The organism is Kribbella sp. VKM Ac-2571 (assembly GCF_004362255.1).
GTDB classification, from domain to species: Bacteria; Actinomycetota; Actinomycetes; order Propionibacteriales; family Kribbellaceae; genus Kribbella; species Kribbella pratensis.
Genome location: NZ_SNWS01000011.1, coordinates 74,756 through 96,141, shown reverse-complemented (window position 1 = coordinate 96,141; position 21,386 = coordinate 74,756). Strand labels below are relative to the sequence as shown.

The window sequence follows — 21,386 nt, the reverse complement described above, 5'->3', positions numbered from 1 at the left end:
ACGCGCACACGGCGGTCCTGTACGGCCTCATCGGCATCGCAGTGGCTGCGTACGCCGTGATGCTCCGCGACATCGCGCAGGAGGTCCGCGGGTGATGACAGCCACCGAGCCTTTGGCCGATCCCATGCCGCAACGTCGTGTGCGGGTCTGGTTCGGCGATCACGTGATCGCCGACTATCTGGTCGGGCCCGACTTGGCCGAGCGGTACGCCGCGGCATCCTCCAGGCGATTCGGTCTGCCGGTGACAGTCGACCTCGTGTCCGGGCCGATCCGGATCGACGGCGGGCAGTGAGGTGACCGGCGCTGCCCGACCGGCCATGCTCGGCTACTTCGTCGAGACCTTCCTGATGACGCCGACCGAGCAGGACCGAGTTCGCAACCTGCTGCTCGGGTTCGCAGACCGCGCGGGCTCACAGATGACGGCGATCTACATGGAGGCGCTCGACTCGCAGCCTGCGGCGATCGAGGCCTTGATCGAAGCAGCGCGCCGAGGAGACGTCTCGGCGGTCGCAATCACTGCCGCCGATTCAATCGCAGCGCCGTACCGCCGTGAACTCGACGACGCCGGAGTCCGACTCCTAATCGCGCGCGACTCGCCCTGAGCAGGCGAGGCCGAGGCTCCTCAATGCCTCCTCCCTGCGGCCGACCTCACGACCGCGGGTAGGCCTCGGCCTCGCCACTGTCCGGAGTCCTCGGTCCCGGGATCCCCGCACGCCCCTGTGCACAAGCCCTTGACCGACGACTCCACCTTGAACCGGCTGGCTCCCGTCGTGAACACGGCCCGCGGGAGCCAGCCGTTCCAACCCCGAGTCAGCCGGGTTCCTGGCTGGCCTGCCCGCCCCGAGCGAAAGGGAAGCAAATGACCGACCTCACCACGGCCGCCTGGCGGAAGGCAACCCGCAGCAACAACAGCAACAACTGCGTCGAGGTCGCGCTGATGCCGGACGGCAGTGCGGCGGTCCGCGACAGCAAGGAACAGGGCCGCGGCCAGATCTTGCGCTTCACCGCCGGCGAGTGGGCGGCATTCACAGAAGGCATGAAGGCGGGAGAGTTCGACGCTCGTGCCTGACCGCTCAATCGCAGGCTTGTCAATCCGCACCGGTGCTCACTGCCCGTGTGGGCCTCGTGGCGGATACTGTTCGTGATGACCTTGCTACTTCGGGTTTGCGTTGGTGTGGATAGGAGATGGCTGTGTCCGAGCTGAGAGGTCGTCGTGGTGGCGACGACCCGAGCAAGGGCAGCACGCCAGGGGACCAGGCTGGCGAAACAGGGCGTCCTGCGAACGAGACGTCTCGGCATTCCGACGGCGGCGTACGTGATCAGCAGGCAAGCCGTAGAGATGCTCCGACGCCGGATCGCCGCGACGCTACACATCATGAGACGCCGCCTCCGTCTACTGCTCGCGAGAAGTTCGAGCAGCGCGTCGATGACGTCTACTGGCCGGGCAACACGCGACGGGCATCGGCTGAGCAAGATGATGGCTCAACTGGCCAGCACTCCGCCGATGTCGCGGACCAGGCTCCGGAAAGCAGACAGGAGAACTCGCGGGCGTCCGCTGATCCTCGGCTGAGGGAAGTGCAGGCATCCGAGGCCGACTCAGGCGACGAGCACGCGACCGCGGACGGTCAGTCCTCACAGCCGTCGACTGCTCGCGAAAAGCTCGAGCAACGTCTCGATGAGATGTACTGGCCGGGGTACTCCAAGTGGTCGTCCGCCGAGCGGAGCGATGACGAGTCTGCCGAGCGACGACCAGTCGATTCTCCCTCGGCCCCGGCGACGAGGCCGGTCGATGATCGACCCGAGCCGGAGGACCCGTTCGTCTCCTACTCACCAGAGCTTCGGGCCCACATGCTTCACGACGACACCTTGGCCCGCCTCCAGTACATCAGCCCGCCTGCTCAAGAAGCCGAGACCACCTCCCACGACGCAGATCCTCCCAGTCTGGTTGAGTCGCCTGGTGCTGACGAGCGAACGTCAGAGGCGGAATTGCGTGACGACGTACCGAGCGTCGCGTTGCCGGCGGACGACAGCACCACGTCGAGGTCACGTCTGGCCGGCGAACCCGGCGATCAGCCCGCTGCCAGCTCGCCTGACCAACCGCCCACCGACATCGAGGCTGCCGCAGCCAAGGATCAGAAGCTCGCCGTCGATAGCGTTCCGGGCGGTGACAGCGACTTGTTCGAAACCGATGACGTTGCTGCTGGCATCGATTCCGAACCAGGGTCTGTTGCCGGCGTCGACGAGGTCGCCGAGCTGGAGCACGAGTTCGTCGACGATGACACCCCGGAGGAGATGGACCAGTACCGCCGAATCCGGGAAGCTGACGACGTCGACGCGCTCGCGGATCACAGCCGGATGCCGCGTGCGGTCATTGAGGAGGCAAAACAACACCTTTTCCAGCGCCAGCACGACGTGGCCGTTCGCCCGGGCGAAATCAGGCACGGCTACTTCACCCCGGACGCGCTGTACGGCGATCTCTGGGAGCGAGTCGCGTCCGGTGCGGAGTTGACTGACAAGAATCGAGTGGAGTTCTGGTCGTTGCTGGCGCACGAGTACGTCGAGTCAAAGCTCATGGCAGCCGGACTACCGTATCGGTCGCCAGACCCTGAGGCCTGGGACCAATACGGGACGCCACTGGCCACCTCTGATTACCCGTCGGCGCACAACACGGCACCATTGAGTGCGCGGTCATCGAGGATGGATCTCTTGATTCTTTGGGACTCGACGTTGGACATGCCGAGGGGCGACCTTCGGGTCGCGGAGGACCTGTCGAATCTCGACGAGGTGGTACGCGTGGCGAAGGAAGGGCTGGGATTGTGATGGATACAGGAGCGCGCGAGCGGCTCTTGATGCGTCTTGCGGCGGCGAGCTGGGACAACCCTGAGGCCGAGGAACGGCACTCCAGGTCGCGAGGTCTGCTTGCGCAGGAGTATTTGCGGCGGATGGCGATCTGGGCCGAGGCCCTTGGTGTGCCGAGGCAGTGGCCGTTCTTCGAGTTGGCGATGGTGTTCGATCCGTCGGTCGAGACTGACGCAGGCTGGCTACGGCGCCTGGAGGCTGAGGTCGGGCGTGAGCTCGGGACTCGGACGGAACAGGTGCTTACCGACATGTTCAGGTGGGCTTCTTTGGGTGAGCGTCCGAAGGAGCGGTTTCCTGAGTTCGAGGATCCGTATGAGCCGATGGTGCAGGTGTTCGAGCGCGGCGGCGAGATCTATCCCGGCCACGGATCGATCGAGCTCCTCGCTGCCTCGGTTCCATATCTCGGCATCACCGAACGGCTCGCTCAGCCGCCGTTCCCGATCGACGCCGCAACCTTGGATGAGGCCGATGAGAAAGAACGGATCAGGGTCGAGGAGTCACGCGCGCGCCGAGCGGCAAAACGCGCGGAGCAAGAGCCTACCTAGGAGGCCGCCGAGGCCGAGCAACCGTCAACTCGTGATCGACATGCGCGTGTGGTCCTGCCGTGCACTCATCCGTGCGGAGGTCGGCGGGTGGTATCGGCGAAAGAGGAGGGATCGGTGCTTTGACCGTTTTGGTCGCGTGCGAGCGACTGCTGGCGCGGCTGGCGGCCGCGAAGTGGGACGATGACGAGGCTGAGGATCGCCACGTTTCGTCGCGGGGGCGGTTGGCGGTTGAGTACCTGCGGCGGATGGCGGTCTGGGCCGATGCGCTGGGCGTTCCCGGGCAATGGCCATTCTTCGATCTGGCCGTGGTGTTCGATCCTTCGGTCGAGAACGATCCAGTCTGGATGGAACGACTGGAGGCTGACAGCGGCCACAAGCTGTGGACCCTGTCGAGAAAGGTCGTCACCGACATGTTCCGCTGGGCCTCCTTGGGCGATCTTCCGAAGGAACGGTTCCCTGAGTTCGACGATCCATACGAGCCGATGATCCACCTACTCGAACGCGCGGCGAGATCTGGCCGGGCCACGGCTCGATCGAGTTCTACCTAGGCTCGGTGCCGTATCGCGGAATTGCCGACCGGCTGTCCCAGCCCCTCGTCCGATCGACCCAGCCACCTTGGACGCCTTGGACGAGGACTATCGGATCAGGTCTGAGGAGTCCCGTGCCCGTGCAGTTGCCCAGCGAGCCGCCCAATCAGCGCAGCCGCCCACGCGAGAGACGCAATGACGCGGACGCAGTCTGGCCGACCCTTCCAATGCCTCGACTGGATGCGCTACGACGACTGGGCGATGCCGAACAGGAGGCACGCTCAGAGTGGCTGGTGCGGTCGCCGACCACCGCCACGATGCTCAACTGTTGCACCTGAGCGAAGACATCTCGGCCCGCCTGTCCGTTGAGCGCTCGCCGCTGTAGGAATCTCACCCGTCCAAAGGAGCAACGCTGTTGTCGAACGAACAGGGCCGCATCTTCCGTGACGCATGGATCGCAGGCGTGGCGAAGCACTACTCCGGCGAACCAAAGCCCGGGCACGTCGCACCGTGGGAGGAGACACCCGATTGGGAGCGGGAGAGCGCGGCGGCGGTCTATGAGCAGGTGCGGGCGTTCGTCGAGGTCTCTGGAGGAAACACGAGCAAGCTCAGCCGGGAGCAGAAGGGCCGGTTTGTGGCGCTGTGCTGGACCGCGCAGATCTACCATCATATCCCCGACCCCAAACCCGGCTACGTAGCCGACTGGGACGACATGCCAGCCTGGCAGCGAGAGACTGACGCGGACATCTTTGAACGGATCGAACGCGAGGGCTGACATCCCGCTGCATCTGTGCTGGCCCCTGCTGCCCACGAACACGGTAGGCCTGCAACACGGGGTGCTGGCAACGATCCTGACGGACGAATGTGGGCTCGACGTCCTGCACACCTGGTTTTGACGTGGCGGACAAGGCCATGTCCGTGCAATCCGAGATGTGGAGCCACAAGCGGCAGGTCCTCGGCTCGAATCTCGCGTCGTCTCGGGATCTGAAGAGGGTCGCTCGCTGTTCGAGAGATGACTGAGATCTGCCTCCAGCACGACTGGCACCGTGCTGGTCAGCATCTTCGGTCTCACTGGTCTCGGTGGCTGGCTGACGGTCATGATCGACGCTCACTTCAAGAACCAGCTCTACACCGACAAGCTGGCCGAGCAGGACCTGCTCGCCGCGGGCCCTGGAGTGCTCTCGCTTGGCAGACCGGATGCCCGAGTTGGTGGCAGCTAGTTCGCTGTTCCTGGCCGTGGGCCAGAAGGGTTGAGCCATTGGTGTCCTGCTGCACGGTTGGCGAGATCTCAACCGAGTTGGCCGTGCAACTCGACGTACTCCTCTTCGGCGCGCAGCACCTTCGACAGCACCGCATCGGCACTCGGCAGTGGATGGAGCGGGAAGTTCGACCCGTCCCACCTCAGCCGGCCGTCTACGGTCGTCGAAGGCGGAATGACCACGAGTGTCCCCGGCTCGACGTACTCAACGCCCATAGCCAGCTGGCCAAGGTCGGTTTCGGGCTGGAGCGTGCAGGTGATCCAGTCGCCGTCCGACAGCCTCATCGTCGGCGGCCAGATCCCAGGTCGATCCTGCTCGTACAGCTGCCTGCCGTAAGCGCCGGCGATCCGCGGCAGGCGCCAGATCGCCGTGGTCGGGCACGAGGTGACAGCCAGGTTCGGCGGCTCGGCGACGTCCCAGACGACGCGGGCGGCATCGACATCGGTGATCCACTCGCCGTCCGGCGTACCCGCGATAGTTGCCGCCTGCACCGGAATACCACGCTCCACGCATGCGAGAGCCGTGTCCAACAAGGCGTTCTTGCGTCGAATCATCTGCCTGATCGTCCTCCCGTATCGGCAACATCATTGCCCCGCTATCGCGCGGCTTGTCAATCCGGACCCAGCAGATCGCTGATTGTCCAACCAAGTGAGGAGCCGTACATGTCTCAAGTCGAACGGTCGCGTGCCATGAGTGGCATCAAGCTGGCATCGCTCACCGTGACAGTTCGCGATCCGCAAGAAGCCGCGGTGGTCGGGGCGCAGGCGCTCAAAGACACGCATTCCTTACGTTCACGCCGCGCAGCCGATGATCTCCGCGATCTGGCCCGTCGCGCGACGGTGTTTTGAGCGGGTCGACCAGGTTGCCGAGCTGCGCCACCACATTCGCACGTGCTGGTCGCCTCGTGACAGTGTCACCATCAGAGGTCCTGCTCAAGCAGGCTTGTGCTCAGGTCGGGCTGTCGTCGTCTGGCGCCGAGGGGATCCGGCTCGGCGAGAACGCCATCTACCGTCTCCAATGGTCAAGTTGCGGTGCGCATCGGGCGAGCTGGTCAGGTCACAGCTGCTGAGAAAGAGGTGGCTGTCTCACGCTGGCTGGCGTCTGTGGAGGTGCGAGCTGTTGAAGCGCTCCCCGACACCGCTCAGCCAGTCGTCATCGACGGCGCACCAGTGACCTTCTGGCGCGAACTTCCTGAGCATCGGCATGGCGCGCCGCCAGAGGTCGCCGGCGTCCTCAAGCGCCTTGCACACCAGGGCACTGCCGACCAGCTTCGAGCTTCCACCGCTCGCACCGCTTGTCCGCTTGAGGGAGCGCATCGACGCGGCGGCGACGCTGACCGATGACGATCGCGCCTGGTTGCGGCGACAACTAACCCGCCTGACGGAAACGTACGCCGATCTACCAGCCGGCCTGCCACGGAGCGCCATCCACGGCGACGCCTGGGGCGGGCAACGTCGTAGTGGCGGCCGATGGTCCGGTTCTTCTCGATCTCGAGCGTTTCTCCGTCGGGCGACCTGAATGGGATCTGGTCAGTACCGCACTTCGGCTGAGCACCTTCGGCACCATGACGGCACGGGAGTACCAAGCATCGCGGCGGCGTACGGATGCGACGTGCTCACATGGGACGGCTTCGAGGTGCTACGCGACATCCGCGAGCCGCGGGTTACCTGCTTTGCGGCTCAGCGAGCGAGCGAAGATCTAGCGCTCCACACCGAGGCGGCTCAGCGGGGTGCTTGTCTTCGGGGCCTGCGCGGATCGCGGCCTTGGCCTGAGTGGAAGCCGCTGGACTGAGCTTAGAGCCTTCAGAGCGCTTGGTGGCTGGGCGCCTAGCCGAAGGTTTGTGCCTCGGCAGGAAAATGTCGGTGGGCCCTGATCAGATAGCTGGTAGCAGCAGGACGCAGCTAGTCGAGCGGCCAGCGGAGCCACTAGGCTGCCCCTCTGAGAGTCGTTTGAGGGGGCAACTGTGACTGCTCGTAGCGGACGGCTGCCTGGCCATGCAACGACACACGAGGGATGAGAGTGGACGACGACCCACAGCTGGAAGACCTGACCACCGAACAGCTGATCGAGCTGGTTCAGGAACGGACAGGTGCTGGAGTCCACCTTGCCTTCCCCGGTAAGAGGATTGCTCGTCAACTCGGCAGGCGAGTCCGACCTCGAGTCCAACGGACGGTCAGCACGTACAGTGCGGGTTCTGCTGACGGGCGAGCCAAGAATCTGCTGCTTGAGGGGGACAACCTCCAGGCGTTGGCCTCCTTGTATCGCGAACGAGGCCATGTCGACCTTGTCTTCGCGGATCCTCCATACAACACGGGAAACGATTTCCGGTACAACGACCGATGGGATCAGGATCCGAACGACGAGGGGCTCGGAGACTACGTCAGCTCGGACGACCCGGGCAAGCACACCAAGTGGATGAAGTTCATGTATCCGCGCCTGCAAATGCTCCGGGCAATGCTCAAGCGTGGCGGCGTGATAGCCGTTTGTATAGACCATCGCGAGCTGTTTCACCTGGGCCAGATGATGGACGAACTCTTCGGTGAGAAGAACCGCCTAGCGATCCTGAACTGGCAGAAGTCCTACTCACCCCGCAGTGACAATCGACACGTCAGCACGGCGACCGAATATGTTCTCGTGTATGCACGGGACGAGGAGTACGCAAAGAGCGCGTTGCTTCCACGGACCGACGCCATGGATGCTCGGTATCGCAGCCCGGACGGGGATCCGCGGCTCTGGAAGGGGGAGAACTTCTCAGGGCCGAAGGCATCGACCCATCAGGGCATGGTCTACGGGATCCAGTCGCCGTTCACGGGCGCGATCCATTATCCGCCCGAGGGTAAGTGTTGGCGTGCACCCATCGCCGAGACGCTTCGGTGGTTAGTCGGTTGGGGCGTGGAGTACGAGGCCAGAGCCATCGATGACGCGGCGAAGCGCGCTGCCATCGTGGGCGTCGCGCCGGACAAGGTGCGTCCAGTGCAGGCAGTCATGCTCAAGACCCCGCTCGCGACCGCCAAGCGGCGGGCGAAACGGATACTCAAGGATGAAGTTTGGCCAATTATAGTGTTCGGCCTCGATGGTGAAGCGCGGCCCCAGCAGAAGAAGTACCTCGAGGACGTCAAGCGCGGCCGAGTGCCGATGACGTACTGGGCGGACGACGATCATGAGTTCCCGGAAACGCTCGGGTCCATCTCCTGGGATCACGAGGAGTCCGGACATAGCCAAGCCGGCGTCAACGAACTTTCCGCCGTCGTCGGGAAGGGGCATGGCTTCGAAACGGTAAAACCGCTGAAATTGGTCGAGAAGATCATCCAGATCTGGTGTCCCCCCGATGGACTCGTCCTTGACCCGTTCGCCGGATCTGGAACCACTGGCCATGCCATACTGGCGACGAATGCGATCGCTGACGCAAACCGACGATTCATCTTGATCGAGCAGGGACGTCCTGAGTCCGGGGACAGCTATGCGAAGACCCTGACGGCCGATCGGTTGAGTCGCGTGATCAGCGGCAAATGGGCAAACGGTAAGGGTAGGCCGCTGGATGGGGGCTTCACCTTTAAGACGCTGACCAAGCGTGTCGATGCTGAGACGCTACTCAAGATGGAGCGCGACGAGATGGTGGACACCGTCATCGCCTCTCATTTCGATAGCAGTCGACGTCGCGGATCGAACCTTCGATCGGTCGCCGAGTCTGAGAAGTATCGCTACCTAGTGGCTAAGAACGCTGACGACGACGGCGTATATCTCGTTTGGGACGGCCCTAGCGAAAACACGGACCTGACTGAGGAAGTTTACGAGGCATGTGTCAACGAAGGATCGGCTGAGGGATTATCGTCGGTGTACCACATCTACTCGCGACTCAACCTCTTCGTGACCGATGACGTGCACTGGTACCAAATTCCCGATCGTATTCTTATGGACTTTGGGCTCAATCTTCGCACGGACGCGTACAGTGAAACCGAGGAGGGCGAGCTTTGATCGAGCTCCTGCAGTTTCAGTCCATTGCAGCGTCGCAAATCTCCGACAGATACCTTGAGTACGTAGCCAACCCGGTCGAAGCCGGCCGCAAGAACAATAAGCGTGTTGTTCCCTTCTATCAAGCTCTATCGGCGTTGACTGGTGCAGGGAAAACGCCGATCCTGGCTCAGGCTGTGCGAGAAATCTGTGAAGCGTCAGCTGTTGCGCCCGTCGTATTGTGGCTGTCGAAGGGAAAGGTTGTCGTCGATCAGTCCTTCGCCAATCTTGCTAGTGGTGGCAAGTACCACCACCTTCTCGGACAGACGCAGGTGAGGTTGCTGAGTGAGTACGACCCGGACGAGGTTGAGCATTCGAGCCTGCCGATGGTCTACTTTGCAACCGTCGGGACATTCAATCAGCGCGACAAAGAAACCGGCAGTCTCCGAATTTATCGATCCGAACTCGATACCACTGAACGCTCGACGTGGGATGCGCTGAAAGATCGGCGGGATGAGGAAGGCGTTCGAAGGCCATTAATCGTCGTCTACGACGAAGCGCAGAACCTTAGCGACCTTCAAACCGACCTGCTACTGGAGCAGGAGCCGACGGCTTTTCTGCTCGCGAGCGCCACACTGTCGTTTCCGGCGCGATTCTCCACCGAGGTTATCGACGAACTTCAACGAGAAGGCTTCGAGGACAGTGATCTCATCACTGCTGTTCAATCTACTGCCGTCGTCGAGTCGGGTCTCGTTAAGGGGGTTGTCTCGCTCGGCGGCTACAACTCGCCGATGGAAGAGACGATCAACGACATGATCGAAGACTTCCGTGAAGCCGAGGCTGACGCACTGGCGGAAGGCGTCAATTTTGCACCTAAGGCCATCTATGTTTGCAATACCAACATGCTGGCAGACGATGCGCGTCGGCGCGACGATCCGAAGCGCGTGTTCAGTGACCGGCAAGCTCCGCCGATTCTCATTTGGCGATACCTGACGGAAACATGCGGAGTTCCGTCGCGTGAGATTGCAGTCTACGCCGACTTGGCAGTTCACAAAGACTTCCCGCTCCCGAGCGATTTTGTGCTCTTCAAGAACGGCGACAAGGACTACCAGAACTTCACGGCAGGAAATTATCGCCACATCATCTTCAACCTGGCGCTTCAAGAAGGCTGGGATGACCCCGCGGCGTACTTCGCCTACATCGACAAGTCGATGGAGTCGCGTATTCAGGTCACCCAGGTGATCGGACGAGTGCTGCGCCAGCCTGGCGCCACTCACTACGCGTCGCAGCGTTTGAACACCGCCCATTTCTATGTACGCGTTGATCGCAATGAGGTCTTCAACGACGTGCTGAAGGAAGTTCGCCGTGGTCTGGGCGGTGATGCGCCGGCCGTTCGCATCTTGACCACTGCGCCAGGGCGCGAGCGTCCTGTCGAATTTCCGGTGAAATCCCAATTCTACGTTCCGCGGGCAGCTGTGGATAACAGCGATGCCGCGGCGGCGGTTGAAGGTGAATTGTCGGCAATGAGCGACTATTCATTCGACCTCGTTAACACCTCTGGTGTTGGCAACCGCCGAGTTGTCTTGGAGAGAATCGGCAGCGCAGATTCCGAGGATGCGGACTGGGAGATATTTCAGCAGTCTAATCGCGTATCGGCTCGCTGGATATTCCGGCGCGAAGTCGCGCGACGCTACAATCGTGCGGTCACGGTGATGGATACGGGTCATACGAAATTTGATGCCCGCGTGGGAGTTAATAGCCCCGCATATAGCCAGATCGTGGACATCGCTCAAAAGGCTGTCGACACTTACTTAGACTACGCTCTGATTCGCCAAGTCGGACCGAATCCGTACGAAGTGCGGTCCATCCTCGCCCGCCAGACAGACATTGAGCGATTCAGGAATTCTATTCACGACGGTTACGATGGGTTGAATCAGCTGGAGCTGGATTTCGCGCAGGCCCTCGATGGGCTGGACCTCCCATGGTGCCGAAATCCGTCACGTCTGGGATACGGATTGCCGCTGTTGAGCCTCGGTCCGACGGAAAACTTCTACCCGGACTTTCTGTTATGGAGTAACAAGACGGTTGTCTGTATTGATACGAAGGGTGAGGATCGCGTTCAAACGGACGCCGCCCGGAAGCTGATGAGTATCGCGCCGCACGCGAGGTCAGAATCTCGCTTGCGAGTAGCGCTTGTTTCGAAAGGCCAATGGAAGCCGGACGGCTCGCCCGCGGGACCTGACGGGATTACTGTCTGGAGCCTCCGCGCGGATCAGAAGCTACGGACTATTCATCATCCGGACATGGCGTCGGCGGCCAGGGCACTGGCTGACTTGGGGGAGACCAAAGCGAGTTAGACGGGAGGCGTGGATCCCGGGGATCCTGCAGCTCGATACCAACGAAGATAAGGTTCGACCACCTGTTTGATCGGTAGGACGAGGCCTTTCAAGTGGTGGTCCAGCGTTGCCGCGTCGCTTTCTGTTATCGATAATAGCGGACGACGAAGGCGCGCTGACCACCCGGCGGATGAATGGTTGAACGCGTCGAGTTCGCTGACCAGGGGCTCAAGCTCTGGCCCCTGATGGATCGGGGCAAGCCTCTGGATACTCAGCTCACAGCCGATCGGAAAAGTGCGGCCGGCAAATTCGACTGGTCGGGCGAGCTGCTTAACGGGAGTTACGACCGGTGCGAGGCCAACTACTCGACCCCGGTCACGCGTGGGATTCCGGAAGCAGCCGCGTGTCACATAGATGTATAGCCGGTCGCCAGGTGTCAGCCCACGGACTTCTGGGCGGTTCAATCCACCGGGAAATGCTGTTCGGCTCTCGCTAAGCACCCAACCCAGGGCAACTCGATCCCCTAGGACCAGGAGGTAGTTCGCAGCGACCATGCACTTAGGGTACGCTGCGGAAAGTGGTGGAGCGTTGCGGCGCGCGATCTTGCTCGGATCGCCCGCTCCGTGTCGAGGAACCGCCAGGCGGGTCGCGAACCCGCTCCATTTACGGCCTAGTCGTCAACTGACATGATGGCTCGGTGGAAGCTTCTCTCTCCTTGCCGCCGATCGGTGTCTTAGCCGCGACCTACGCGCTCGAAGCGATCAAGGGGTTCGGGCCACAGAAATTTCGCGAACTGCGGGATCATGGACTGACAGCGCCTCAGGTGCTCGCTGAGCCGGGCCGACTTCCAACGTCGGGTAAACGGGGCGACATGTTCCGTGATGAACTCTCTCGCATATCGGGAACTCGGATGATTGAGTTTCATGAGCGCGCTGGCCGGCAACTCGAGCGCGCCCGGCGGTTCAACTCGCATATCTTGCTCTACGGCGACGATTTCTACCCCCCCAATCTGTGGCATTCGAATAATCCGGTTCCTATTCTCTTCGCGCGCGGAAACGTTGAAATACTTCGCAATCGACGCACTGTCGCCTGCGTGGGATCACGTGGTATCGGAGGGGAATATGAGGCTCGACAGCGCGACTTCGCGACGTTCGCAGCTCGGCAAGGTTGGGCGATCGCCTCGGGTTTCGCACTTGGGGCCGACTCCGTTGCTCACCTGGCAGCGTATGAAGCGAACGGAGCGACGGTCTGTGTTATGCCCAGCGGTTTGGATAGGCCATTTCCGCCCGAAAACCGCGTGCTTTGGCAGCGGTTCAGCGAGTATCCCGGCGCGGTCCTCGTTAGCGAGTTTCCGTTCGGAACCGCGGCTGCCAGTCTTACTTTGCGCAAGCGAAACAAGACCATCGTTGGGCTTGCTCTTGGAGTGTTAATTGGACAGTCCTCCTATAAAGGCGGCGCGATGAACGCCTACCGCTTCGCTCGGGAGCAACATAAGCCGACCGCGGCTTTCGCTCCGGACGGCACCGACTCGACATCGGGAAATCAGGCGATCATCGACGATGGTGGAGGTACAGGGTTCAGCGCGAGCGTGCCGGATGAAGTGGCGTGGGGCTCATGGCTGAAACAGCTCTCCTCCTCGATCTAGATGGCACGGTGTGGGACAGCACTCCCTGGTATCAAGATCTAGCGAATCTGTCTTCAGACCGCGTACCATCCGGGCTAAATGCCGCCAGGTTGCTCAGGGCGAAGGGGTACACAGAGGCTAGGTTGAGGCGAGCCTTGCGCGACGGGTCGCCGCCGGCACTCTATGCGGGAGTAGATGAGTCGCTGGATCAACTGGCTGAAGCTGGGATCCGGATAGGGGCGGTAACAAACTTGCCGCGCTGGGTTGCGGGACCGATGCTGAGGGGGACTGGATTGCTTGAGTATCTGGATACCACAGTTGACTTCGGAGCAACGAGACGGCACAAGCCGAATCCACAGCCGCTGCTTGTTGCTTTGGAGCGCCTGGACTGTTCTCCGGTGGATTCGTGGTACGTGGGTGATCACGCAGACGACGCTGCGGCTGCAGCCGCAGCGGGAATGCATTTCGCCTGGGCCGCGTGGGGCTACGGTGATGTGCCGCCGCCAACCGCTGAGAGGGTGCTCGGAGCGCCATCGGAGATTGCCTCTCTGCTATTGGACCCCAGATGAAGTATGTCTACAAGATCCACTCTGGATACGATGGCTTCACACCTCGGCGCATAAAGGGCCGTCTCGAGGGCGGGAAGACGCTTCGCTTGGGGTGGAAGCGGTACGTCGATGCGGTGGAGATCGGCGATGAGATTTGGGTGTATTTCCGCGGCCCGCATCGGTTTGATAATGGGGTGTACATCAAGGGGATCGCGGAGCGGATTCTCTACGACGCTAATGAAGTTCTACTGCGGGTACAGCAGTTCGATGAAAATAGGCCGCTAACCGACAAGGCGACATCGCATAAGATCGCCGTTGTTGTTGCAAAACGCTTCGAACAAGTATTCGTTCTTCCTGAGGAACTCGAGACCGCGCCAGTCTGTGACATGACCACAGCTGCGACGTCGTGTGCTTCGCGTCTTTGTGGGACCTGCCCGACATGGAAGTCATTGATCAGTGTGAATCGCAAGATCCTGGGCTCGCCCGAGCGGCTGCGCGGTAAAGTGGATGTCTTCGCGCCCGCCTTCTGGGTGGTTCCGAAACGGTCATTCATATACCACGGATATCGGGTGATAAGAAAGGGAATTCGGCGTTCGACTGAGCTCTTCACGCGATTCAAGACGGGTGAGAAGTCTCTGGCGTACCCTCTCGGTCTTGGCATGCAGCGAGCTCTTGTGCAGGCCAAGACTCTCGATTTCGACGCCATCGTTCCAGTGCCACTCTCGCCGGACAAGAAGGTCGCTGGCGAGGTGGATCGGACTGGCCTGCTGGCTGAGGAGCTAAGCCTACTCCTCGGGGTCCCCGTTCGGCACTGGCTCAGTCTCTCGGAGCCGATTTCAAAGCGTAAGCTCAGGACAGGCTTGGGATTCTCGGCAGCGGAATTTGAGCAGCGGTATGCGGCAGCGCTGGTTACTGACGCTGGTCTCGCTGGCGTTCAGAGCATATTGCTTGTTGATGATGTTTGTACGGAAGGCAGCACACTGCGCGTGTGTGCGACGGCGATTGGTGCGGTCAATCCGCATCTATCGATCGTCGCCGTCACGGCTGGCCAAATGGTTGTTCGGCGAGCGGTGTTGGATGAGGCGCCGTTGCTGATGCCATAGCCACGGCGTAATGGCCGTCACGCGTTATACCGAAGGAGGAGGCCGGCTGTAGCCGCCAGGATCGCCTCCGCGTCCGGCCGACTCCAGTTGAACTGGCTGGTATGTGGTGTATCGTGATGTGCCGGATGGGTCATGTCCTTCAGCGTGTGATACATCGCGGCCCACTGTTGCTCCTGGGTGCGACGTCGGCGCGGGGTATTGAACACTTCGTCGGCGTCCGGCACTTTGACCGTACGGGCCAGGATTTCCAGGACTTTCCGGCAGGTGCCTACGGACTGTTCCCATCTGTGGTCGCGGAGCTCAGCGCGGGCCTGGGCGAGCCGAGTGGTGGCCAGTGTTAGTGAGCCAGCGCTATTGCCGTCCGCGGGCGGCAGTGACGGATCGCGTAGCGGACTCGGCACCCGAATCAGGACAGCGACTTCGCTGCCGGCCTGTTCCACGAGCTCCATCCATCGAGTACCGGGGACCCGAACAGTCACCTGCTCGTCTGTAACCGGGTGCATCCCATCCGGCGGATGAAGGAGCGTGCCTTGGAGGTCGAGACGGAATGTTACGCCGTCGTCTCCACGACCCCTCTCCAAGGCGATCAACTGGTCATCGGACAGATCCAGCACGAACTTCTCGCTTGCGTCATATCCACGAAGCTGAACTACCTGTGGTTGGAGGCCACCGAGTCGACCAGGGCCATCCCGATCGACCCACGCTGTGCCGGTGAGCAGCATCGGTGTGGTCTCGCTTGCGGGTTCCGGTGCCAGCCAGGTTGCTCGCGAGCTGAAGTTCAAGGTGACGCCATGCGTGGCGTTGCCTGCCTGGAGCGTCACCTGATCGAACGAAATGTGGACGTTCTCCGAGCCGAAGCGCAACGAGACTCGATCTGTCATGCGCATGGTTCTACCAGACAGCGCGACAGCCGGGGCGGTCGAGCACGTCTAAGTCGCCGGGGCCTCAGCCAGCTGGCGCTATGACTGACGCTCCGGGTCTGCCGGGACTGGAGTGCATGACTCACGGTCAAGCGAGGCCTTGGCCGCTGGCATTGACCGTTTCTCGACTCCCTGCGCTCCGCACGTCGTGCAGCGAGCGATCCATTGCAGCGCCTGACCGTAGTCGCGAACCTCTTCGTACTCGACGGTGTGTTCACTCACCTAGCAGATTATGCCGAACCGCCGCACGTGGGGGCAGATGCGTCATCCGTGCCAAGATTTGCGACTCACAGACGCTACGGACCTCGCGGGCGTACCGGTGCGCCCGCACACTTGACGATCTTCGGGACATTGGTCTTGACGATGCCGAACCCTGAGCGATCTCGAGGGCCGTCTGATTCTCGGAGACGTAGCGGCAGACCACCTCGTCTCGAATTCTCTGTGTGATGTGGCGCCGACGATCCGGACGCGCCAACCTGGTAGATCGACTGGCAGACGACAGAACCGTGAATCGGACGTTGACGTCCAGTCAGCCAGTTGGTCCAGGACTCCCCCTGGAGGGTCGGTTTGAACCGTACCTCGGATCCTGAAGCGGTGCCGCCTGAGTCGTTGACCAGTCAATCTGGGCGGGTCTCGCAGTGTCGGTGCTGTCTGGAACGCTGAGCCCATGCCGCTAACAGCACGTTGGGATGCCGATCTCGTCGATGCCACGGTCGATGACCTTGGCCTGTCTGGACGCGGCGCGACGTGGGCAGATGTCTATCGTCGCAGGCCGTCCGCTGCGCTCACCTGCCGAGCGTGCGGTGGCCGGATGACGGCCAAGATCTCCAAGCTGGGTGCGCGCTTCTTCGCTCACCATCGTCGACCGGAATCCTGCCCGGTCGCTGGCGAGACAGCGATACATCTCGAACTAAAGGCGCTAGTCGCCGCTCGGGCTCGTACCCTCGGATATCACGTTGCCGTCGAGGCGTCGGGTGACGGTTGGCGTGCGGATGTCCTGACAACGAGCCCTGACGGTCAACGCATTGCGTGGGAGGTGCAGCGATCGCCGATTGCGCCTGAGGATGTCGCTGAGCGCTCTGCGCGCCATCGAGCGTCTGGTGTGCAGACAGTCTGGCTCGCCAAGAGGGACTGGGCGTGGTGCGCCGAAGGCGGTGCACTGATCGTGCCGGACAGAGGTGCAGCCGACGATCCCTGGGTGGTCCAGCACGGTGTTTGTGGCTGGACGCCAGTTGAAGATCTCGCAGGCCACGGTGCTGAGTGGCTGCCTCGGCCGTGTGGCTTGACCGTGACGATCGATCTGATCCTGAAAGGCGAACTGTCGCTAGAACTGGCGCATGCACGCGACGATTGGCGGGTGATCGGGAAACCGCGTTGGGTCCCTCGGCGTGCGCTTGAGTCTTGGGCTGGGTCCCGTGGCCCGATGCCGCGCGGGCTGCCTGCCGAGTTGCTGTTGCGGCGGGAGCGCTGTTACCGCTGTCACCGGTGGACAGCCGCAGTGGTAGGGCTGCGCCCCTTCAACCCCTCCACCGGACAACGGTATGAACTGATCAGCGCCCGGCATGAGGGCGTGCTCGCCCGCATCCGCGAGGAGTTGGCTGGCAGGATCACGCCTAGTCCGGCGCTGCCGATCGGCATGATCCGAGAGCGGTACAGCAAGGCCGTCGGCGGCAGCTACCTGTCAAATGGCTGCTATTGGTGTTGTGCGCTGCTCGGAAACTTTCATCTGTATGGACTTGGTGCCGGGCACGCGTCCGAAACAGATGACAACGAGCCTACGAGGATGCCTCATGATCCGCGTCTCGTCATCGGGCCGGTTCGAATCGAGCGATTGCGCAAGATGCAGCGGCAGGCGAGGAGCATCCATGGCTCAACTCAGGACCTGCGTCTCGTGACGCGAGCCCGGGGACGGAGCCGACCTTGTCGCGACTTCGAGCCCGGTGATACGTGATGCAAGGCCGCGGCCTGTGGATCGCTGATTGTGCTCACCCTGGACACTCGATCGGATCGCTGCGACATTGTCGAAGTGTGGGGATGGCGAGCACAATGCCTTAATGACGGCAGATATTGAGATCGTCTGGAAGCGGATCGAGCGCCATGCTGGCGAGGAGTTTCTCACCATCACTGCGGCATATCGACGCTGCTGATGTAATTTCATCCGTGCATTCTCAGCTCCGCATGGCCGGTCGCCGCCAAGCATCGTCGTAGCCAAACCGCTCGCCACAGGGTAGGTTCATCTGCTCGAACGAACCGGCACGTTCCGAGATGTCGCCGCGATGGAAGTTGGTTCGCCGTCAGGCAGAAGTGCAATTGTCGCAGCCCTGATACGGCTGGATCTGGCGGAACGCGATGCGGTCCCCGCTCTTCCCCGGCTCGTCGGACAACGCACGAGTTCAGAGATGATGAGCTCCGTGAGTCGCGCAGCCGGTCGCAACCCGCCAGCGGCTGCCTCTGGAGGGCCGCCTTTACTCTGCACATTCAACAGAAGACCATGACTGTGCACAGTCAGGGATGCGAAGGCTGGCAGTGTGAATCCGCAGGTCTCGGGTAGATTTGGCAATTGATGACGAACGATGAGTGCATTTTTGTCAGAGTCCGCGGGTTGTGGGTTCGAGTCCCACGGGGCCTATGAATCGCCACCCCTGAGGGCCGGGCGTGTCAAGAGCTCAGACCCTGGCCGCGCGCGCTGTGGTGGTGCCGGTACTGAGTTTTGTTGCTGCCTTCCTCGCTGGGCGTGCTGGTGAGCCTCGGCATCCCGCGGCTCGATCGGAGACCCAACCGTCTCTGCCGGGCGGGTCCCGCTCAATACCGTTGCGCGTACCAGGTCGGTGGCTCGCCGAACATGTTCTTGAAGTCGCGGATGAAGTGGCCCTGGTCGGCGTAGTCGAGGTCCCCAGCCAGCCCGGCCCAGTCGATCACCCCGCCGGCGGCCATGCGTGCGGTCGCCTCGTGCAGGCGGTAGCGGCGGATCACCCACTTCGGGCCGATGCCGACGTACTCCGCGAACAGCCGTTGCAGCCCCCGCATGCTCAGCCCCAGTTCGCCGGCGAGGCGTTTGACCCTTGTCATGGCCTTGTCCTTGACGATCAGCTCGACGGCGGCGACCGCCTGGCGTACCCGGGTATCGTCGTCCGGCAGGTGTTTCAGCAGGAACGCATCGATGGTCGGCGCGTCGAGCATCGTGGGCACGGCCGGGCCGAACACTCCGGTCGCCGGGACAACGCGGTCGGTGATCGTCGAGACGGAGGCGCCGAGGAACGGCCGGAAGCAGCCCGGCCGGAACGCGACGCCGAAGACGTGGTCGCGGCCCTCGAGGACCTTGATCTGGTAGCTGCTGCACACGCCGTTGACGTCCGCGCGGCCGCTGCCGAACGGCAGGTGCACGTTCGGGTACGGCACGATCTTCTGCCGGTAGGGCTCGGCGTAGTCCCAGCGAGCCTCCCAGTAATGGTCCACCCATGGCGCGAGCGCCGGGGACGGGCGATGGAATGCGTGGCGCTGATACCTGCTCCACGCACTCGCCAGCTCACGAGTGTCCCGTCCCACGCGGCAGAGTGTATGTCGTCTTTGTTCAATACCCCTCCGGCCGACGGCGCCTAGCCTCGCCGCCATGTCACACATATCCGACGCGGCCGAGGCCATGGCCACAGTCGCCAACACCATCACCGACGACCAGCTTGCCAACAAGACTCCATGCACGGAGTACGACGTGCGGGCCCTGGTCAACCATCTGTTGTTCTGGGGCCCGTCGCTCGCCGGCGCCGGCCGCAAGGAGTCCGTTCCGCCGCCGAAGACCGCTGAGTCCGATGTGGACTTGGCAGCCGGCGACTGGCGTGGCCGCCTGCTCGCCCTGCTGGACGACATCTCGTCGTCATGGACGCCGCCGAGCGCATGGGCCGGCGAGACGAGCATGGGCACGCCGCAGACGCTGCCCGCGCCCGTCATGGGCGACATGATCGTCGGCGAACTGGCCGTACACGGCTGGGACCTTGCGGTCGCGACCGGGCAGCGGCTGGAACTGCCTGCCGACCTGCTGGCGCACCTTCACGACACGATGTTCGCCGGCGTGGAGCAGGGGCGGGAGATGGGCATGTACGGACCGCAGGTCGCGGTGCCGGCCGACGCGCCCACCTTGGACCGCATCCTCGGCCTGACCGGCCGTGATCCCGGCTGGACGTAGTCTCGGCTCCGCACCCCGGTCCACCGCCGCCAGACAGCCCAGCTTGCCTGATCACGAACTACGGCTGGAGTACTAGCTTCCGGCAGCCTGTGGGTGTGTCGTCGGGCAGATGGGCGCGTACGACGATGGCGACTGCCATGTGGTCGTGACGGTGGGCTGGGTTGAGGGATCTCCTCAGCCGGATGACGTCGGCCGAGAAGAGCGGGTAAAGGGCGCAGTCGTCGATGCTCAGGGGGTCTCGGTGGAGTACCTCGACGGTGGTGAAGCCGGCGAACGCGCCGCCACTCGAGCGGGAAATCCTCATCCCACCGAGCGGCAGACACTCCCCAAACCAGTTTGGGGAGTGTCTGCGCACAGACTGGGGAGTTCTACCTCCCGATCCGGGCAGGCAGGCCTCCCCAAACCAGTTTGGGGAGTTCTGAGCGCGTCACGACGCCGCACGGGCGTATGACGCGGACCGGCTGAGCTGGCGGATGTGCGACCCGAACGATTCTTGACGGGGCTCTAGCGGCTTCCGTGTTGTGACTCCAGCACGTCCAGGTCGCGCTCGGCGTACAGGCGATGCTGCCACTCCTCGTTGAGCACGATCAGCAGGCATTCGCGGACTGGGAAGCTCTCCGGCGGCGGCCAGCCTGGCCCGGCGACTGGTTCCGTGTCCGCGTTCAACTGTTCCTCGGTGAGATTGTCGACAACCCGACGTACCGTCGCCATCCGGTCCATCCGCAGCTCCAGGACCTCGTCGAGCGAGGGCCGGACATCGCGATCCCGCGGTACGCCGGGGGTGTCGGGCATCTCGTCCCACGGGAGATCGAGCGGGTCCCATGGACTCGGATCACCGAGGACCGCACGCCGTACCCAGGAATCCGTGGCAAACGCGAGGTGCCGCAACGTCTCGATGAAGGACCACTCGTCGTCGGCATGCTCATGCAACAAGTCCGCCGGCAATCGACGCGCCCGGTCGACCGTCCCTGTCCACAGGCGCTCGACCACATCCCAGCCCTCGCGGAACCCGGGTACGTCGGTCGGCCGCATCTTCACGCGATCGGGATACCGCCTGTCCAGTTCGGCGTCCACGAACGGCGCGACCTCCACCCCGTTGATCACGAGATCCTCGATGTCCCCGTCGATCCGCACCCGCCCCAGTTCGACGCCGCGCAGGACGGATCCGCTCAAAGCCACTCCGCGGAAGTCGGCGTTCCGCAGGTCGACATCACGAAACCGCGCTCCGCGGAGGTCGGTGTGGTCGAACACCTTGTCACCCATACCGGCAACGCTAGACCTCGATCCGGACGAACTCCTTCCGGAAACTCGCCGGGGTCTTCCACCGTCGCGTTGTGCAGAGTCGTGTACGACGGTTAGCCCGGTGAGCGCGTCTCTGCCGACGTGCAGGCGGTCATAGGGACTTGATGCGCGAACTGCTGACCGTGTTTGCCAACGCGCTGATGGGCCGACTCGGTGTGCGGCGCCTCGTAGGGGACGAGCAGCCTCGACCGGGTGAATTCCCGCAACGGCTACCGGCACCGCGAGGCTGCCG

The 21,386-nt window shown here is 62.7% G+C and carries 21 protein-coding genes; 16 read left to right on the top strand and 5 right to left on the bottom strand.

Annotated elements, in window-relative coordinates; all coding sequences use genetic code 11:
- The first annotated feature begins 94 nt into the window (after positions 1–94).
- The 8 genes from EV651_RS23985 to EV651_RS41500 all read left to right on the top strand — a co-directional run bounded on the left by EV651_RS23985 (position 95) and on the right by EV651_RS41500 (position 5,151).
- The gene (locus EV651_RS23985) at positions 95–292 is read left to right on the top strand and encodes a hypothetical protein (protein ID WP_133787494.1); all 198 of its coding nucleotides are present in this window, start codon (positions 95–97) and stop codon (positions 290–292) included.
- A 1-nt stretch (position 293) separates the two neighbouring features.
- Positions 294–602 (top strand): hypothetical protein, encoded by a 309-nt coding sequence (locus tag EV651_RS23980; RefSeq protein WP_133787493.1) that lies wholly within the window; start codon positions 294–296, stop codon positions 600–602.
- A 257-nt stretch (positions 603–859) separates the two neighbouring features.
- Entirely contained in the window at positions 860–1,069 is a 210-nt protein-coding gene (locus tag EV651_RS23975) for a DUF397 domain-containing protein (protein WP_133787492.1), read from the top strand.
- A gap of 506 nt (positions 1,070–1,575) precedes the next feature.
- On the top strand, positions 1,576–2,820 hold the full coding sequence (locus EV651_RS23970) for a hypothetical protein (protein ID WP_133787491.1): 1,245 nt from the start codon (positions 1,576–1,578) through the stop codon (positions 2,818–2,820).
- A complete protein-coding gene (locus EV651_RS23965) occupies positions 2,820–3,404 on the top strand; it encodes a hypothetical protein (RefSeq protein ID WP_133787490.1) in 585 nt (194 codons plus the stop codon). The genes EV651_RS23970 and EV651_RS23965 overlap by 1 nt, the downstream gene beginning before the upstream one ends.
- 119 nt (positions 3,405–3,523) lie before the next feature.
- Positions 3,524–3,952: a hypothetical protein gene (locus tag EV651_RS23960; protein ID WP_133787489.1), complete on the top strand. Its 429-nt coding sequence runs from the start codon at positions 3,524–3,526 to the stop codon at positions 3,950–3,952.
- Between the two features lie 394 nt (positions 3,953–4,346).
- Complete coding sequence (locus EV651_RS23955) at positions 4,347–4,706, top strand: hypothetical protein (protein WP_133787488.1); 360 nt, start codon at positions 4,347–4,349, stop codon at positions 4,704–4,706.
- 271 nt (positions 4,707–4,977) lie between these two features.
- Positions 4,978–5,151: a hypothetical protein gene (locus tag EV651_RS41500; protein WP_166658743.1), complete on the top strand. Its 174-nt coding sequence runs from the start codon at positions 4,978–4,980 to the stop codon at positions 5,149–5,151.
- Between the two features lie 68 nt (positions 5,152–5,219).
- Here the strand turns inward: EV651_RS41500 and EV651_RS23950 are convergent, their stop codons facing one another.
- Entirely contained in the window at positions 5,220–5,744 is a 525-nt protein-coding gene (locus EV651_RS23950) for a hypothetical protein (protein WP_133787487.1), read from the bottom strand.
- A 108-nt stretch (positions 5,745–5,852) separates the two neighbouring features.
- On the opposite strand from EV651_RS23950, the gene EV651_RS23945 reads away from it, so the two are divergent.
- From EV651_RS23945 to EV651_RS23910, 6 genes are all read left to right on the top strand, one after another.
- A complete protein-coding gene (locus tag EV651_RS23945; RefSeq protein ID WP_202870487.1) occupies positions 5,853–6,038 on the top strand; it encodes a hypothetical protein in 186 nt (61 codons plus the stop codon).
- A gap of 1,165 nt (positions 6,039–7,203) precedes the next feature.
- A complete protein-coding gene (locus EV651_RS23935; protein ID WP_202870486.1) occupies positions 7,204–9,165 on the top strand; it encodes a site-specific DNA-methyltransferase in 1,962 nt (653 codons plus the stop codon).
- Positions 9,162–11,498 (top strand): DEAD/DEAH box helicase, encoded by a 2,337-nt coding sequence (locus EV651_RS23930; RefSeq protein WP_133787485.1) that lies wholly within the window; start codon positions 9,162–9,164, stop codon positions 11,496–11,498. Before EV651_RS23935 ends, EV651_RS23930 begins: the two co-directional genes overlap by 4 nt.
- Before the next feature lie 676 nt (positions 11,499–12,174).
- A complete protein-coding gene (locus EV651_RS23920) occupies positions 12,175–13,122 on the top strand; it encodes a DNA-processing protein DprA (protein ID WP_133787483.1) in 948 nt (315 codons plus the stop codon).
- Positions 13,092–13,670: an HAD-IA family hydrolase gene (locus EV651_RS43325; RefSeq protein ID WP_133787482.1), complete on the top strand. Its 579-nt coding sequence runs from the start codon at positions 13,092–13,094 to the stop codon at positions 13,668–13,670. The genes EV651_RS23920 and EV651_RS43325 overlap by 31 nt, the downstream gene beginning before the upstream one ends.
- Positions 13,667–14,752: a hypothetical protein gene (locus tag EV651_RS23910; RefSeq protein ID WP_133787481.1), complete on the top strand. Its 1,086-nt coding sequence runs from the start codon at positions 13,667–13,669 to the stop codon at positions 14,750–14,752. Before EV651_RS43325 ends, EV651_RS23910 begins: the two co-directional genes overlap by 4 nt.
- 17 nt (positions 14,753–14,769) lie before the next feature.
- Here EV651_RS23910 and EV651_RS23905 read toward each other — a convergent pair whose 3' ends face one another.
- Positions 14,770–15,633: a hypothetical protein gene (locus tag EV651_RS23905; RefSeq protein WP_133787480.1), complete on the bottom strand. Its 864-nt coding sequence runs from the start codon at positions 15,631–15,633 to the stop codon at positions 14,770–14,772.
- 706 nt (positions 15,634–16,339) lie between these two features.
- Here EV651_RS23905 and EV651_RS23900 point away from each other — a divergent pair.
- Complete coding sequence (locus tag EV651_RS23900; RefSeq protein ID WP_133787479.1) at positions 16,340–17,623, top strand: competence protein CoiA; 1,284 nt, start codon at positions 16,340–16,342, stop codon at positions 17,621–17,623.
- A gap of 851 nt (positions 17,624–18,474) precedes the next feature.
- On the opposite strand, the gene EV651_RS23895 is transcribed toward EV651_RS23900, so the two are convergent.
- Positions 18,475–19,218, bottom strand: a complete 744-nt coding sequence (locus EV651_RS23895; protein ID WP_238157149.1) for a helix-turn-helix domain-containing protein — start codon at positions 19,216–19,218, stop codon at positions 18,475–18,477.
- Positions 19,219–19,282: 64 nt separating this feature from the next.
- Between EV651_RS23895 and EV651_RS23890 the strand changes: the two genes are divergently transcribed.
- Positions 19,283–19,852, top strand: a complete 570-nt coding sequence (locus EV651_RS23890) for a TIGR03086 family metal-binding protein (RefSeq protein ID WP_133787478.1) — start codon at positions 19,283–19,285, stop codon at positions 19,850–19,852.
- A gap of 58 nt (positions 19,853–19,910) precedes the next feature.
- Here the strand turns inward: EV651_RS23890 and EV651_RS23885 are convergent, their stop codons facing one another.
- Both EV651_RS23885 and EV651_RS23880 read right to left on the bottom strand, forming a co-directional pair.
- Positions 19,911–20,156 (bottom strand): hypothetical protein, encoded by a 246-nt coding sequence (locus EV651_RS23885; RefSeq protein WP_202870484.1) that lies wholly within the window; start codon positions 20,154–20,156, stop codon positions 19,911–19,913.
- Between the two features lie 200 nt (positions 20,157–20,356).
- A complete protein-coding gene (locus EV651_RS23880; protein ID WP_133787477.1) occupies positions 20,357–21,115 on the bottom strand; it encodes a DinB family protein in 759 nt (252 codons plus the stop codon).
- Between the last annotated feature and the right edge of the window lie 271 nt (positions 21,116–21,386).

What these genes read in the sequence shown, in the direction of transcription:
- EV651_RS23975 (WP_133787492.1), top strand. Translation starts at nt 860, where the DNA reads ATGACCGACCTCACCACGGCCGCCTGGCGGAAGGCAACCCGCAGCAAC.
- EV651_RS23905 (WP_133787480.1), bottom strand. Translation starts at nt 15,633, where the DNA reads ATGACAGATCGAGTCTCGTTGCGCTTCGGCTCGGAGAACGTCCACATT.
- EV651_RS23935 (WP_202870486.1), top strand. Translation starts at nt 7,204, where the DNA reads ATGAGAGTGGACGACGACCCACAGCTGGAAGACCTGACCACCGAACAG.
- EV651_RS23945 (WP_202870487.1), top strand. Translation starts at nt 5,853, where the DNA reads ATGTCTCAAGTCGAACGGTCGCGTGCCATGAGTGGCATCAAGCTGGCA.
- EV651_RS23900 (WP_133787479.1), top strand. Translation starts at nt 16,340, where the DNA reads ATGCCGCTAACAGCACGTTGGGATGCCGATCTCGTCGATGCCACGGTC.
- EV651_RS43325 (WP_133787482.1), top strand. Translation starts at nt 13,092, where the DNA reads ATGGCTGAAACAGCTCTCCTCCTCGATCTAGATGGCACGGTGTGGGAC.
- EV651_RS23985 (WP_133787494.1), top strand. Translation starts at nt 95, where the DNA reads ATGACAGCCACCGAGCCTTTGGCCGATCCCATGCCGCAACGTCGTGTG.
- EV651_RS23950 (WP_133787487.1), bottom strand. Translation starts at nt 5,744, where the DNA reads ATGATTCGACGCAAGAACGCCTTGTTGGACACGGCTCTCGCATGCGTG.
- EV651_RS23885 (WP_202870484.1), bottom strand. Translation starts at nt 20,156, where the DNA reads ATGAGGATTTCCCGCTCGAGTGGCGGCGCGTTCGCCGGCTTCACCACC.
- EV651_RS23880 (WP_133787477.1), bottom strand. Translation starts at nt 21,115, where the DNA reads ATGGGTGACAAGGTGTTCGACCACACCGACCTCCGCGGAGCGCGGTTT.
- EV651_RS23890 (WP_133787478.1), top strand. Translation starts at nt 19,283, where the DNA reads ATGTCACACATATCCGACGCGGCCGAGGCCATGGCCACAGTCGCCAAC.
- EV651_RS23910 (WP_133787481.1), top strand. Translation starts at nt 13,667, where the DNA reads ATGAAGTATGTCTACAAGATCCACTCTGGATACGATGGCTTCACACCT.
- EV651_RS23965 (WP_133787490.1), top strand. Translation starts at nt 2,820, where the DNA reads ATGGATACAGGAGCGCGCGAGCGGCTCTTGATGCGTCTTGCGGCGGCG.